Origin of the sequence: Actinomadura sp. WAC 06369, from assembly GCF_003947565.1 — a bacterium.
GTDB classification, from domain to species: domain Bacteria; phylum Actinomycetota; class Actinomycetes; order Streptosporangiales; family Streptosporangiaceae; genus Spirillospora; species Spirillospora rifamycini.
Map to the genome: position 1 here is coordinate 1 of NZ_QHJN01000196.1, position 13,568 is coordinate 13,568.

Genomic DNA, 13,568 nt, shown 5'->3' on the forward strand with positions numbered 1-13,568 from the left:
CCTCGTCGCGGACCGGCGCCCGCCCGGCCCGCGACGAGGACGGCTGCGCCCCCGTCTGCGCGCCCCCCGAGTGACGCCCGCCCGAGCGGCCGCCACCCGGAGGGTCCGGTCCCTCAGCGCCCGCGGCGGCGGTGCCGGTCAGCAGGCGGCGGGGGCCGGGGCCCTCGTCGCCGAGGCGGTCGTAGGGGTTCGCGAGCGCGCACTTGCTGATCGAGAGGCAGCCGCAGCCGATGCAGTCGGTGAGGTCGTCGCGGAGCTTCTCGAGCTGGGCGATGCGGTCGTCGAGGGTGCCGCGCCAGTGCTGCGACAGCCGCGCCCAGTCGTCGACGGTCGGGGTGCGCTCCTCGGGGAGGGTGGCGAGCGCCTCGCGGATCTCGGCGAGCGGGATGCCGACCCGCTGGGACACCTTGATGAAGGACACCCGGCGGAGCGTGTCGCGGCTGAACCGGCGCTGGTTCCCGGCCGTCCGGCGGCTGCTGATCAGCCCCTTGGACTCGTAGAAGTGCAGGGCGGAGACGGCCACGCCGCTGCGCTCGGCGAGCTGGCCGACGGTCAGTTCCTGCACCCGGAATTCCAGCCGCGTCATGCTCCGCATCCTAGACGCCCGATCCGGATGCCCGGTGGTGCGGCCGATCCGGGGCGGCTAGTGCGGGCGCGGGGACGGCTCGCCGTACGGGCGCCGGCCGCGCCGCGCGTCCTCGCCGAGCCTGCGGAGCCGGAACGCGGCGCCGATCATCGCCGCGCCGAACAGGATCGACGCCAGCCCGATCAGCCAGACGAGCGCGAGCGCGCCGCTCACCGGCCACGCCAGCAGGAGGACGCCGAAGACGACGGAGATCGCGCCGGTCAGCGCGTAGAGCCATTCGCCGCGCAGCTCCCGGCGCAGCGCGACCGCGGCGACGATCTCGAACACGCCGGTGGCGATCGCCCAGATCCCGATGAGCCACAGCAGGACGAGCGCGGTGGCGGCGGGCCACACCAGGGCGAGCACGCCGAGGACGATCCCGGCCGCGCCGGAGACGCCGAGCCAGCCGCGGGACGCGCCGCCGGTCGTCCCGCGGATCGCGTGCGCGACCGCCGCCGCGCCGTCGACGAGGGCGTACGCGCCGAAGAGGAGCACCAGGGCCCAGACGGTGATGCCGGGCCACACCCACGCGACGATGCCGAACAGGACGGCGAACGCGCCGCGCAGCGCCAGTACCCACCAGTGGCGGGTCATGAGGTCGAACACGCCTGCCTCCCGGAGTCGGGGAACGGTCACCCCGTCCGTTCCCGCGGGAGTCCGGGGCAAGCGCCCGCGACGGCGGCGCCCGCCGCCCGGACGTGCCGGGCGGCGGGCGCGTGGTGCCGTGCGGGGGCCGTGCGGGAGGCCCGCGCGGGTCAGTGCTCCAGGCGGCGCACCAGGCTGTGGTACTCGTCCCACAGGGCCTTCGGGGTGTGGTCGCCGAACGTCTCGAAGTGCGGCACGACGAGCGCGGCCTCCTCCTTCCACACCTCGGTGTCGACCGACAGGAGGGTGTCGAGGGCGGCGTCGTCGATGTCGAGGCCCTCGGTGTCCAGCGAGTCCTTGGTCGGCAGGTGCCCGATCGGGGACTTGACCGCGTCGGCCTTGCCGTTGAGGCGCTCGACGATCCACTTCAGGACGCGGCTGTTCTCACCGAAGCCGGGCCAGATGAACTTGCCGTCGGCGTCCTTGCGGAACCAGTTGACGTAGTAGATCCGGGGCAGCTTCTCGGGGTCGGTGGCCTTGCCGATGTCGAGCCAGTGGCCGAAGTAGTCGCCCATGTTGTAGCCGCAGAACGGCAGCATCGCGAACGGGTCGCGGCGCAGCTCGCCGACCTTGCCCTCGGCGGCGGCGGTCTTCTCCGACGCCACGTTGGCGCCGAGGAACACGCCCTGCTGCCAGTCGAACGACTCGGTGACCAGCGGGACGGCGGTGGCGCGGCGGCCGCCGAACAGGATCGCCGAGATCGGCACGCCCTTCGGGTCCTCCCACTCGGGCGCGATGATCGGGCACTGCCCGGCGGGGGTGGTGAAGCGGGCGTTCGGGTGCGCGGCGGGCGTCTCCGACCCGGGCGTCCAGTCGTTGCCCTTCCAGTCGGTGAGGTGCGCCGGGGGCTCGTCGGTGAGGCCCTCCCACCACACGTCGCCGTCGTCGGTGAGGGCGACGTTGGTGAAGATGCTGTTGCCCCACAGCGTCTTCACGGCGTTGGCGTTGGTGCTCTCGCCGGTGCCGGGCGCGACGCCGAAGAAGCCGGCCTCGGGGTTGATCGCGTAGAGGCGGCCGTCGTCGCCGAACCGCATCCAGGCGATGTCGTCGCCGATCGTCTCGACCTTCCAGCCGGGGATCGTCGGCTCCAGCATGGCGAGGTTGGTCTTGCCGCAGGCGGACGGGAACGCGGCGGCGACGTAGCGGGTCTCGCCGTCCGGCGGGGTCAGCTTGAGGACGAGCATGTGCTCGGCCATCCAGCCCTCGTCGCGGGCCATCGTGGAGGCGATCCGCAGCGCGTAGCACTTCTTGCCGAGCAGGGCGTTGCCGCCGTACCCGGACCCGAACGACCAGATCTCACGGGTCTCGGGGAAGTGCGTGATGTACTTCGTGGAGTTGCAGGGCCACTTCACGTCCTGCTGGCCGGGCTCGAGCGGGGCACCGACGGAGTGGACGGCCTTGACGAACGAGCCGCGCTCCTCGATCAGCCGCAGCGCGCCCGCGCCCATCCGGGTCATGATCCGCATCGACACCGCGACGTAGGCGGAGTCGGTGATCTCGACGCCGAGCTGGGAGATCTCGCCGCCCAGCGGGCCCATGCAGAACGGCACCACGTACATGGTGCGGCCCTTCATGCAGCCGTCGAAGAGCCCGCTCAGGGTCTCGCGCATCTCGCCGGGGGCGATCCAGTTGTTCGTGGGACCGGCGTCCTCCTCCTTCTCGGAGCAGATGAACGTCCGGTCCTCCACGCGGGCCACGTCGGTGGGGTCGGAGGCGGCGTAGAAGCTGTTGGGTCGTTTCGCCGGGTCGAGCCGCGTGAGCGTGCCCTGCTCGACGAGCAGGCCGGTGAGCCGCTCCCACTCGTCGTCCGAGCCGTCGCACCACTCGACGCGGTCGGGCTTCGTCAGCTCGGCGATCCCGCGTACCCAGTCAATCAGTTCGGTGTGACCGGTAGGGGCCTGGTCGAGGCCGGGGACCTGGATGGACACGGGCTACTCCTTCAGCTGTTCGCAGGATCTTTGCATGATGAACAAGACCCTCGGTTTTTGCCATTTGGTCTGGACCAATCCCGTCGGTTTTTGGGCCTTCCCGACCCCTTTTGTGATTGATATCACCAGACTACGGGCGGCCCGGACGTCTCATCCCAAACCAGGACATAACCGCCCTCAAGCTGGGTAAACGTGCGTCTCGGTGGCCTTGACGGCCGCCCATATCGGGCTGCCTTCCGACAATTGGAGCTCCGCGACCGCCGCCGCGGTGACGTCCGCGAGGGCCGTAAAGGCATCGCCCGCGAGCCGCACCCGCACCCGGTCCCCGTGCCGTTCGATCGCTCCCACACGGGCCTGCCAGAGGTTGCGGGGGCTGCCGTCCGGGCGCGTCCGGTACAGGGCCACGGCCGATGGCGCGAAGGCCACGAACACCTGACCGGTGAGTGACTCCACAGTGTCCAGAGTGTGAGAACCGTCACCCAGCACGACGCGGCCGCCCTCGGCCGTCCCCCGGTAGAGGTTCAGCCCCACGAGGCGGGCGACGTAGTCGGTGCGGGGTCGGCGCGCGACGTCGGCCGGCTCGCCCTCCTGCACGGGCCGCCCGCCCTCGACCACGACGATGCGGTCGGCCAGGACCATCGCGTCCAGCGGATCGTGGGTGACGAGCACCGCCGCGCCCTCGAACCCGGCGAGGTGGCGGCGCAGCGCCGCCCGGATCTCCATCCGGGTGTGGGCGTCCAGCGCGGCGAGCGGCTCGTCGAGCAGGAGCAGGCCCGGCCGGACGGCCAGCGCGCGGGCGAGCGCGACCCGCTGCGCCTGGCCGCCGGACAGCTCGCGCGGCCTGGCCGACGCGTACGCGCCGAGGCCCACGCGCTCCAGCCACTCGGCGGCGGTCCGCCGCGCCTCGCGGCGCCGGGCGCCCCCGCAGCGCGGCCCGAACGCGACGTTGTCGAGGGCGCTGAGGTGCGGGAAGAGCAGGTAGTCCTGGAACACCATGCCGACGCGGCGGCGCTCGGGCGGCAGCGGGCGCAGGTCGGCGCCGTCCAGCCGCACGTGCCCGCCGGACGTCGCGACGAGCCCGGCGAGGGCCCGCAGGGCCGTGCTCTTCCCCGCACCGTTCGGCCCGAGCAGCGCCACGACCTCGCCGGGCCCGGCCGCGAGCGGCAGGTCGAGGACGAACCCGCCGCGCCGCACGACCACCCGCGCGTCCAGGCCCGCCCCCGCGCCCTTCCCCTCGTCCGTCCCGCCGGTCATGACGCGCCCGTCCAGCGGTCGCGGAGGGCGGCCAGCACCACGACCGACACCGCGAGCATCACCAGGCTGAGGACGATCGCGGCCTGCGGGTCGGTCTCCAGCGCGAGGTAGACGGCCAGCGGCATCGTCTGGGTCTCGCCCGGGAAGTTCCCCGCGAACGTGATCGTCGCGCCGAACTCGCCGAGCGCGCGCGCCCAGCACAGGACCGCCCCCGCCGCGACGCCCGGCGCGGCGAGCGGCAGGGTCACGCGGCGGAACGCCGTCCAGCGGGTGGCGCCGAGGGTCGCGGCGGCCTCCTCGTAGCGCAGGTCGGCGGCGCGCAGCGCCCCCTCGACGCTGATCACGAGGAACGGCATGGCGACGAACGTCTGCGCGAGCACCACGCCGGCCGTGGTGAACGGCAGCGTGATCCCCAGCGACTCCAGCGGGCCGCCGACGATCCCCCGCCGTCCGGCGGCCAGCAGCAGCGCGACGCCGCCGACCACCGGCGGCAGCACCAGCGGCACCGTGACCAGCGCCCGGACGAGCCGGACGCCGGGGAACGGGACGCGCGCGAGCGTCCACGCCAGCGGGACGCCGAACAGCACGCACAGCACGGTCGCGGCCGTCGCGGTGACCAGCGAGAGCCGCAGCGCGTCCAGGACCTCCGGCCGCGCGAGCCGGGTGCCGAGCGTCGACCACGGCGCGCGGACGAGCAGCCCGGCGAGCGGCAGCACGAGGAACGCGAGCCCCGCGAGCGCGGGCAGCACCAGGACCAGCGGCGGGCGGCCCGGGACGGTGTCGCGCGCGGTGTCGTGCGCGGTGTCCGGCGCGCTCACGGGGCCTGGAAACCGGCCCGGCCGAGCACGGCCCCGCCGCGCGGCCCCGTCACGAGGTCGATGAACTCCCGCGCGAGCCCCGGCTGCGGCGCGTGCGCGACCCGGACGATCGGATAGTCGTTGACGGCCTCGGCCGCCGCCGCGAACTCGATGGCCGCGACGTCCCCGCCGGCGGCCCTCGCGTCGGTGCGGTAGACGAGTCCCGCGTCGGCCTCCCCGAGCCGCACCTTGGTCAGCACGGCCTTGACGTCCTTCTCCAGGGACACGGGCGCGACCGCCACCCCGGCCGCGTCCAGCGCGGTGCGCGACGCCGCGCCGCACGGCACCTGCTCGGCGCACAGGACGACCCGTAGCCCGTCGCGCGCCAAGTCCCCGACCGTCCGGACGCGGCGGGGGCCGTCCTCGGGGACGGCGATGACGAGCCGGTTCGTGGTGAACACGCGCGGGTCGCCGGCCGCGTCCCCGGCGTCCGTCACCGTCCTCATGGTCGCGGGGCTGGCGGAGGCGAACACGTCCGCGGGCGCGCCCTGGGTGATCTGCTGGGCGAGCGTCGAACTCCCGGCGAAGCCGAAGCGGACCTCCGTCCCGGGGTGGGACTCCTCGAACTCCTCCCCCAGTTCGGTGAACGCCTCGGTGAGCGACGCCGCCGCGAAGACCGTCAGCGTCCGTCCGCCGCCCTCACCCGGGGCGCCGTCCACCTCGCCGCATCCGGCGAGCGCGGCGGCCGAGGCGAGCAGGGCGAGCAGGGCGGCGGCGGCCGTGCGCTGGAACACCTCTCCCCCTCAGCCCGCGTCGGGCAGCTCGACGACGACGTTGGTGGACTTCACGACGGCCTCCGCGACCACGCCCGGCGCGAGGCCCAGCTCGTCCGCCGCCTCACGGCTCATCAGCGACACCACCCGGAACGGCCCGGCCTGGATCTCCACCTGCGCCATGACGCCGTCGCGGACCACCTCGGTGACGATCCCGCGCAGGCGGTTGCGCGCCGAGGAGGAGCGCTCGCCGTGCTCCCCGAGGCCGCCGCGCGCCTGCTCCCGGACGAACGCCGCCAGGTCGGGCCCGGGGACCCGGCGGCGCCCGTGCTCGTCCCGCGCGGCCGGGAGCCGCCCGCCGTCCACCCACCGCCGCACGGTGTCCGCGCTCACGCCCAGCAGCACCGCCGCCTCGCCGATCCCGAATGTCGTCACGCGGCAACCTTAGCGTCTCGCAGATTCGAGACGCATCCGGCCGAAAGTACGGAGATTGCCAACCCGGTCGCGGGTCGGGTCTGGCACATGCAACCGGGGCTTGACCTCGACCGAACTTGAGGTTCTACCGTCGTGCCATGGACACCATCACCGATCCCTTCACCGCCGCCGAACGCGCCTACCTCGCCGCGCAGAGCCTCGGGCGCCTGTCCACGATCGGCCCCGACGGCGCCCCGCAGACGCGGCCGGTCGGCTTCCGGCTGAACGACGACGGCACCATCGACATCGGCGGCCCCGACAACGCGAACAGCCGCAAGTACCGCAACGTGCAGGCCGTCCCGCACGTGTCGTTCCTCGTCGACGACGTGGCCGCGGCCGACGACCCCGACGCGGTCAAGCCCGGCTGGGGCCGCGGCGTCGAGATCCGCGGCGCCGCCGAGCCGGTCAAGGGCACGATGCACATCGGCGAGGGCTTCTTCAGCGACGACCTGATCCGCATCCGCCCGACCCGGATCGTCAGCTGGCACATCGACCGCGACCACCCCGAGCTGCGCTCCCGGGCGGTCTGATCCGTCCGGCGGCCGCCGGACGGCGCCGAGCGCGGGGCGGACCCCTGCTAGCGGTTGCCGTGGCGCATGTTGCGGACGGCCTTCGTCGTCTCGTAGCTGCGCTTCTCGTCGTCCACCTGGACGTCGTCGCGGTCGGTGAACATGGCCAGGAACCCGAACAGCAGGCCGACGCCGCCGATCCACGGTTCCCGCCAGGCGAAGCTCAGCGCGACGCACACGACGGCACAGGACAGGAACAACAGCAGCTTCACCTAAGCACCCCTCGAGTAATGGACAACTTACTCGCGCCCGCTGATTGCATCCTGACACGCCGCGGCCCGCCCGGGGAAGGTCCCCGGACGGGCCGTGCTCGCGGTCGGGGCTACTTGCGGCCCTTCCCGCGCTTCTCGCGGATCTTCATCGTGACGTCCAGCGGGGTGCCCTCGAAGCCGAACTCCTCGCGCAGCCGGCGCTCGATGAACCGCCGGTACCCCTCCTCGAGGAACCCGGACGTGAACAGCACGAACCGCGGCGGACGCACGCCCGCCTGCGTCGCGAACAGCACCTTCGGCTGCTTCCCGCCCCGCACCGGGTGCGGATGCGAGTTCACCAGGTCGGCGAAGAACTGGTTCAGCTTCGACGTCGGCACCCGGGTGCCCCAGCCCTCGAGGGCCGCGTCGATCCCGGGGACGAGCTTCTCCACGTGCCGTCCGGTCTTCGCGGAGATGTTCACCCGCGGCGCCCACCGGGCGTTGTGGAGCTGCCGGTCGATCTCGCGCTCCAGGTAGTGGCGGCGCTCCTCGTCCAGCAGGTCCCACTTGTTGTAGGCGATGACCAGCGCGCGGCCCGACTCGACCACCATCGAGATGATCCGCAGGTCCTGCTCGGCGAGCGGCTCCCCCGCGTCGACGAGGACGACCGCGACCTCGGCCCGCTCCAGCGCCGACTGCGTCCGCAGCGTCGCGTAGAAGTCGGCGCCCTGGTTCTCCCGGTGCCGCCGCCGGATCCCGGCGGTGTCGATGAACCGCCACTCCCGGCCGCCCAGCTCGATCAGCTCGTCGACCGGGTCGCGGGTCGTCCCGGCGACCGCGTCGACGACCGCGCGGTTCTCCCCCGCGAGCTTGTTCAGCAGGCTCGACTTGCCGACGTTCGGACGTCCCAGCAGCGCCACCCGGCGCGGGCCGCCCGCCTCCGCGAACGTCTCGGCCGGCGGCTCCGCGGGCAGCGCCTCCAGCACCGCGTCCAGCAGGTCGCCGCTGCCGCGCCCGTGCAGCGCGCTGACCGGATGCGGCTCGCCGATGCCGAGCGACCACAGCAGCGCCGCGTCCGCCTCGGTGCCCGCGTCGTCGACCTTGTTCGCGACCAGCACCACCGGCTTGCCCGCGCGCCGCAGGATCTCCACCACGGCCTCGTCGACGTCGGTGGCGCCCACGGTCGCGTCGACCACGAACATCACGACGTCGGCGAGGTCGACCGCCAGCCGGGCCTGCTCGGCGATCGCCGCGGCCAGCCCGGACGAGTCCGGCAGCCAGCCGCCGGTGTCGACGACGGTGAACCGCCGCCCGCTCCACGTCGCGTCGTAGGCGACGCGGTCCCGGGTGACGCCCGGGACGTCCTCGACGACGGCCTCGCGGCGCCCCAGGATCCGGTTGACCAGCGTGGACTTGCCGACGTTCGGGCGGCCGACGACCGCCACCACCGGCGCCGGCCCCTCGTCCGCGCCGACTTCGGCGCCGACGTCGACCGTCTCCATGTCGACCGTCTCGATCTCGTATTCGCTCACTGTGCTTCCCCGGCGGGCGCCGTACGGCCCGCTCACTCCCGCTCTTTGGCGAGGCGGACGACCGCCTCGATGACCTCGTCGAGCCCCAGCTCGGTCGAGTCGATCTCGTGCGCGTCGGCCGCCTTCGTCAGCGGCGACGCCTTCCGGGTGGAGTCGATCCGGTCCCGGCGGGCCTGCTCGGCCTGCGTGACCTGAACCGACGCGCCCGGGTCGGCCGCCAGTTCCTTCGCCCGGCGCTGCGCCCTGGCCTCCTCGCTCGCGGTCAGGAACACCTTCACCGCGGCGTCCGGCGCGACCACCGTGCCGATGTCGCGGCCCTCCACCACGATGCCGCCGACACCGATGATCTCGCGCTGCAGGTCGACCAGCCGGGTGCGGACCGCCGGAACGGAGCTGACCGCGCTGACCGCGTTGGTCACCTCGCGGGTGCGGATCGGCCCGGACACGTCCTCGCCGTCCACCGCGATCGCCGGGGCGTCCGGGTCGGTGCCCGCCTCGATCGCCGGCTCCAGCGCGCGGGCCGCGACGGCGCCCGCGTCCTCCACCGGCACCCCGGCCCGCAGCATCCACCAGGTCATGGCGCGGTACATGGCGCCGGTGTCCAGGTAGCGCAGGCCCAGCGCGCGGGCGACGCCCTTGGAGGCGCTCGACTTGCCCGACCCGGAGGGTCCGTCCATGGCGATGACGAGCGGCACGATCGCTCCCTTTCTCTGTTCGTCGGAGCGCCCCACGGCGCGGCCGTCGGGCGAACGGGCGGCGCTCGTCCCGCCGCAGCGCGGCGTGCGCGTCCCCCGTACGAGCCCCGGCGCATCAGGCTACCGGGCCGCGGCCACCCCCGGCGCCGTGCCGGGGCCGCTCAGCCCCCGGTGGGTCGGCCCGGCACCGACCAGCCGCGGGCGCGCAGCTCGTCGGCGAGCCGGTCGGCCGCCTCGGGGGCCACCGACAGCTCCAGGACGCCCACCGGGCGGCCCGGCGAATGCTCGATCGTCACGTCCTCGATGTTGACCCCGGCGATCCCCGCCGCCTGGAACACCATCGCCAGCTCGCCCGGACGGTCCGGGATCACCACCTGGACGGACGTGTACGCGGACTGGTCGCCGCCGTGCTTGCCCGGGATGCGGGACCGGCCCGCGTTGCCGCGCAGCAGCAGGTCGGCGACGTGCGCCGCGGCGCCCTCGCTGCCGTCCCGCAGCAGCGACGCGGCCACCGCGAGGTCGGTCGCCACGCCCTCCAGGACGTCCGCGACCGGCTGCGCGTTCGCGGCGAGGATGCCGATCCACAGCTTCGGGTCCCCGGCGGCGATCCGGGTGACGTCCCGGACGCCCTGGCCCGCGAGGCCCAGCGCCGTGTCGTCGGCGCCGGTCAGCCGGGCCGCGACCGCCGCCGACACCACGTGCGGGCCGTGCGACACCAGCGCGACCGCCCGGTCGTGCTCGGCCGCGTCCACCGTGACGGGCATCCCGCCGCAGGCCCGCACCAGCGCGGTGACCCGCGCCACCGCGTCCGGGCCGGCCTCCGGCCCGGGGGTCAGCGCCCACGGGCGGCCGAGGAACAGGTCCGCGCGGGCCGCGCCCGGCCCGGACCGCTCGCTGCCCGCGAGGGGATGGCCGGGCACGAACACCGACATGTCGCAGCCCAGCTCCGCCGCCTGCGCCAGCGGCAGCGCCTTCACGCTCGCCACGTCGGTGTAGACGGACGCGAGCCCGCGCTTCTGCGCGTCCAGCAGCGTCACCGCGACCGCGGCGGGCGGCACGGCGAGGACGGCCAGGTCGGCGGGGCCGTCCAGGGCGCCGTCCGGCAGCGCCCGCCCCGCGCCGAGCTCGACGGCCAGCTCCAGCGCCGCCGCGTCCCGGTCGGTCAGCAGCACCTCCGCGCCCCGCTCCCGGGCGGCCAGGGCGATCGAGGTGCCGATCAGGCCCGTGCCGACCACGGCGATCCGCAGGTCCCCCAGTTCGTCTTTCACGCCGCCACCCTCTTCACTGCGATGTCCCGCCTGTTGCGCGCCGGTGCGCGTCGCTGCGCGTCACTGCGCGATGTCGAGCCGGAGGGCGGTCGCCCCCCGCAGGTACACGTGCTGGACGTCCGAGCGCGGCCGGTCCGTCTCGATGTGCGCCATCAGCCGGATCACCAGCGGCAGGGCGTGCGGGACGCCGATCTCCGTCGCGCACAGCAGCGGCACCTCGTGGAACCCGAGCTTGCGCGCGGCGAGCGCCGGGAACTCCGCCGTGATGTCCGGCGTCACGGTGAAGATCACGCTGATGACGTCGTCGGTGCTGAGCGCGTTGCGGCTCATCACCTCGGCCACCAGTTCCGCCGTCGCCTCCAGGATCTGGTCCCGGTCGTCGGCGTCGATCTGCGTCGCCCCGCGGACCGCGCGTACCGCCACCTGCACTCCCCTCCTCGTCGTCCGCCCGCGGCTACAGCCCGACGGCCTTGTACAGCTCGCCGACCTCCCGGACGGTCAGCGCGCGCATCCCGCCCGGCTTCAGCTGCCCCAGCTTGATGGGCCCGAACTCTACGCGGGCCAGCTGCTGCACCGGGAAACCGACCTCCTTCAGCAGCCGCCGCACGATGTGCTTGCGCCCTTCGTGCAGGGTGATCTCCACGAGCACCCGGCGGCCCACCTGGTCGAAGATCCGGAACTTGTCGGCCTTCGCGGGGCCGTCCTCCAGCGTCACCCCGGCCTTCAGCCGCCGCCCGAGGTCGCGCGGGATCGGGCCGTGGATCTCGGCGAGGTAGGTCTTGAACACGCCGTAGCTGGGGTGGGTCAGCCGGTGCGACAGCTCCCCGTCGTTGGTGAGGAGGATCAGCCCCTCGGTGTCGGTGTCGAGCCGGCCGACGTGGAACAGCCGCTCGGGCACTTCCACGTAGTCGGCGAGGGACTTGCGGCCCCGCTCGTCCGACATCGTGCTGACCACGCCGCGCGGCTTGTTGATCATGTAGTACCGCATCTCGGAGCGGGTCTCGACCCGCCGGCCGTCCACGTGGATGACGGCGCGGTCCGGGTCGACGCGCTCGCCGAACCGGAACACCTTCTTGCCGTTCACGGTGACGCGGCCCTCGCCGATCAGCTCCTCGCAGTGGCGGCGGCTGCCGATCCCGGCCTCGGCCAGGACCTTCTGCAACCGCACGCCTTCGTTCTCGCTCACGTTTCCTCGATCATCCGGTCGGTCTTCGTACGGCCGGTCGGTGTCCGACCGCCTCGGTCATTCGTCGACCATCTCGTCGGGCAGGTCGTCGGGCAGGTAGGGGGCGAGCTCGGGCAGCTCGTCGAGATCGCGCAGCCCCAGCCGCTCCAGGAAGTACCCGGTGGTGCGGTAGAGGTGCGCCTGCGACCGCGGGTCCTGGCCGGCGTCCTCGATGAGGCCGCGCAGCGCCAGCGTCCGCATGACGCCGTCGCTGTTGACGCCGCGGATCGCCGACACGCGCGCGCGGCTCACCGGCTGCCGGTACGCCACGACGGCGAGGGTCTCCAGCGCGGCCTGGGTGAGCCGCGCCTGCCGCCCGTCCGTCACGAAGCGCTCCACGACCGGGGCGCACACGTCCCGGGTGTAGAACCGCCAGCCGCCGGCGACCTCCCTGAGGTCGAACCCCCGGCCCTGCACGGTGTATTCCGCGGCCAGCTCCCGGACGGCCGCCGCGATCTGCGGGCGGGGCCGCTCCAGCAGCTGCGCGAGCGTGATCTCGGCGACGGGCTCGTCGACGACCAGCAGGATCGCCTCGATCGCGGCGTGCAGGGTCGGGCCGTCGGGGGCGTCGAGCGGGCCGCCGGGCTCGGCGGTGATCGGTTCCTGGGTCATCGTCCCCCCTCGTCGTCGTCGCGGGCGTCCGCCGGGCCCGCCGGGTCCGCGGAGCCCGCCGCGTCCTCGGTGTGCTCGGTGTGCTCGGTGTGCTCGGCGCCTTCCGCGTGCTCGGCGTGCTCCGCGTCCTCGGCGTGCTCCGCGTCCCCGGCGGTTTTCGGGGCGCCCTCGTAGTCGTCGCCGACCGCGACGTCGCCGTCGTCGGTGCCGGTCCAGGCGACGTGCAGCTCGCCGAGCGGCTCGTCCTGGCGGAACGCGACGGCCTGCTCCCGGTACAGCTCGAGCAGCGCCAGGAACCGCGCGACGACCTCGTAGGTGCCGCCGGCGTCGGCCGCCAGGACCCGGAACGTCGTGTTGCGCAGCCGCCGCAGCATCGCCACGACGATCTCCGCCTGCTCCTTGACGCTCGCCTTCGGCTGGTACATGTGCTCGACGGACACCGACGGCGGCGCCTTGGGCGTCATCGCCCGCGCGGCGAGCCGCGCGAACTCGTCCGGTCCGAGGCCGAGCAGCACCTCGGGCAGCAGGTTCGCGAACCGCGGCTCCATCGGGACGAGCCGCGGGTAGCGGCGGCCGTGCTCGGCGATCCGCGCCGCGAAGACCCCCGCGACCTCCTTGTACGCGCGGTACTGCAGGAGCCGCGCGAACAGCAGGTCGCGGGCCTCCAGCAGCGCGAGGTCCTCCTCGTCGTCGACCTCGCCGGACGGCAGCAGCCGCGCGGCCTTGAGGTCCAGGAGGGTCGCGGCGACCAGCAGGAAGTGGCTGGCCTGGTCGAGGTCCCAGTCCTTGCCGTGGGACCGGATGTGCGCGATGAAGTCGTCGGTGACCTTGTGCAGGGACACCTCGGTGATGTCCAGCTTGTGCTTGGAGATCAGCCCGAGCAGCAGGTCGAACGGCCCGTCGAAGTTGTCCAGGTGGACGTGGAACCCGCCTTCCTCGGCGGTCTCCCCCGCGCTCTCCGCACCGGCCTCGGGCTCCGG

General features: G+C 73.9%; 15 protein-coding genes and 1 pseudogene. 1 reads left to right on the forward strand and 15 read right to left on the reverse strand.

All coding sequences use genetic code 11. The features are described from left to right. Positions 1-124: 124 nt before the first annotated feature. The 7 genes and pseudogenes from soxR to DMH08_RS34255 form a co-directional block, all read right to left on the reverse strand. Positions 125-586 (reverse strand): annotated as a pseudogene (soxR, locus tag DMH08_RS34225) (redox-sensitive transcriptional activator SoxR); the annotation flags it as partial. A gap of 57 nt (positions 587-643) precedes the next feature. Further along, positions 644-1,231 carry an HdeD family acid-resistance protein gene (locus tag DMH08_RS34230; protein ID WP_125620205.1) on the reverse strand — a complete coding sequence of 196 codons (588 nt, stop codon included), beginning with the start codon at positions 1,229-1,231 and terminating at the stop codon, positions 644-646. A 149-nt stretch (positions 1,232-1,380) separates the two neighbouring features. Further along, positions 1,381-3,198, reverse strand: coding sequence for a phosphoenolpyruvate carboxykinase (GTP) (locus DMH08_RS34235; protein ID WP_125620207.1), 1,818 nt, complete (start codon positions 3,196-3,198; stop codon positions 1,381-1,383). Between the two features lie 177 nt (positions 3,199-3,375). Next, the gene (locus DMH08_RS34240; protein ID WP_125620209.1) at positions 3,376-4,452 is read right to left on the reverse strand and encodes an ABC transporter ATP-binding protein; all 1,077 of its coding nucleotides are present in this window, start codon (positions 4,450-4,452) and stop codon (positions 3,376-3,378) included. Continuing rightward, positions 4,449-5,270, reverse strand: a complete 822-nt coding sequence (locus tag DMH08_RS34245; RefSeq protein WP_125620211.1) for an ABC transporter permease — start codon at positions 5,268-5,270, stop codon at positions 4,449-4,451. Before DMH08_RS34245 ends, DMH08_RS34240 begins: the two co-directional genes overlap by 4 nt. Continuing rightward, entirely contained in the window at positions 5,267-6,043 is a 777-nt protein-coding gene (gene modA, locus DMH08_RS34250) for a molybdate ABC transporter substrate-binding protein (protein ID WP_125620213.1), read from the reverse strand. The genes DMH08_RS34245 and modA overlap by 4 nt, the downstream gene beginning before the upstream one ends. A gap of 9 nt (positions 6,044-6,052) precedes the next feature. Beyond that, on the reverse strand, positions 6,053-6,457 hold the full coding sequence (locus tag DMH08_RS34255; protein WP_125620215.1) for a TOBE domain-containing protein: 405 nt from the start codon (positions 6,455-6,457) through the stop codon (positions 6,053-6,055). 137 nt (positions 6,458-6,594) lie between these two features. Here DMH08_RS34255 and DMH08_RS34260 point away from each other — a divergent pair, with 137 nt between their 5' ends. After that, positions 6,595-7,026, forward strand: a complete 432-nt coding sequence (locus tag DMH08_RS34260; protein WP_026405929.1) for a PPOX class F420-dependent oxidoreductase — start codon at positions 6,595-6,597, stop codon at positions 7,024-7,026. A gap of 47 nt (positions 7,027-7,073) precedes the next feature. On the opposite strand, the gene DMH08_RS34265 is transcribed toward DMH08_RS34260, so the two are convergent. The 8 genes from DMH08_RS34265 to DMH08_RS34300 all read right to left on the reverse strand — a co-directional run. Continuing rightward, positions 7,074-7,277, reverse strand: a complete 204-nt coding sequence (locus tag DMH08_RS34265; RefSeq protein ID WP_026405928.1) for a hypothetical protein — start codon at positions 7,275-7,277, stop codon at positions 7,074-7,076. Between the two features lie 110 nt (positions 7,278-7,387). Next, positions 7,388-8,788, reverse strand: coding sequence for a ribosome biogenesis GTPase Der (gene der / locus DMH08_RS34270; RefSeq protein WP_199748135.1), 1,401 nt, complete (start codon positions 8,786-8,788; stop codon positions 7,388-7,390). Between the two features lie 32 nt (positions 8,789-8,820). Next, entirely contained in the window at positions 8,821-9,483 is a 663-nt protein-coding gene (gene cmk, locus DMH08_RS34275; RefSeq protein WP_026405926.1) for a (d)CMP kinase, read from the reverse strand. 161 nt (positions 9,484-9,644) lie between these two features. Further along, positions 9,645-10,751 carry a prephenate dehydrogenase gene (locus DMH08_RS34280; RefSeq protein ID WP_026405925.1) on the reverse strand — a complete coding sequence of 369 codons (1,107 nt, stop codon included), beginning with the start codon at positions 10,749-10,751 and terminating at the stop codon, positions 9,645-9,647. Positions 10,752-10,811: 60 nt separating this feature from the next. After that, positions 10,812-11,174, reverse strand: a complete 363-nt coding sequence (aroH, locus tag DMH08_RS34285) for a chorismate mutase (protein ID WP_026405924.1) — start codon at positions 11,172-11,174, stop codon at positions 10,812-10,814. Between the two features lie 31 nt (positions 11,175-11,205). Next, positions 11,206-11,937 carry a pseudouridine synthase gene (locus DMH08_RS34290; RefSeq protein ID WP_026405923.1) on the reverse strand — a complete coding sequence of 244 codons (732 nt, stop codon included), beginning with the start codon at positions 11,935-11,937 and terminating at the stop codon, positions 11,206-11,208. A gap of 57 nt (positions 11,938-11,994) precedes the next feature. Continuing rightward, positions 11,995-12,588 (reverse strand): SMC-Scp complex subunit ScpB, encoded by a 594-nt coding sequence (gene scpB / locus DMH08_RS34295; RefSeq protein ID WP_125620217.1) that lies wholly within the window; start codon positions 12,586-12,588, stop codon positions 11,995-11,997. Continuing rightward, on the reverse strand, positions 12,585-13,568 hold a 984-nt coding region (locus DMH08_RS34300; protein ID WP_442778667.1), incomplete at its 5' end, for a segregation and condensation protein A. The genes DMH08_RS34300 and scpB, both read right to left, overlap by 4 nt.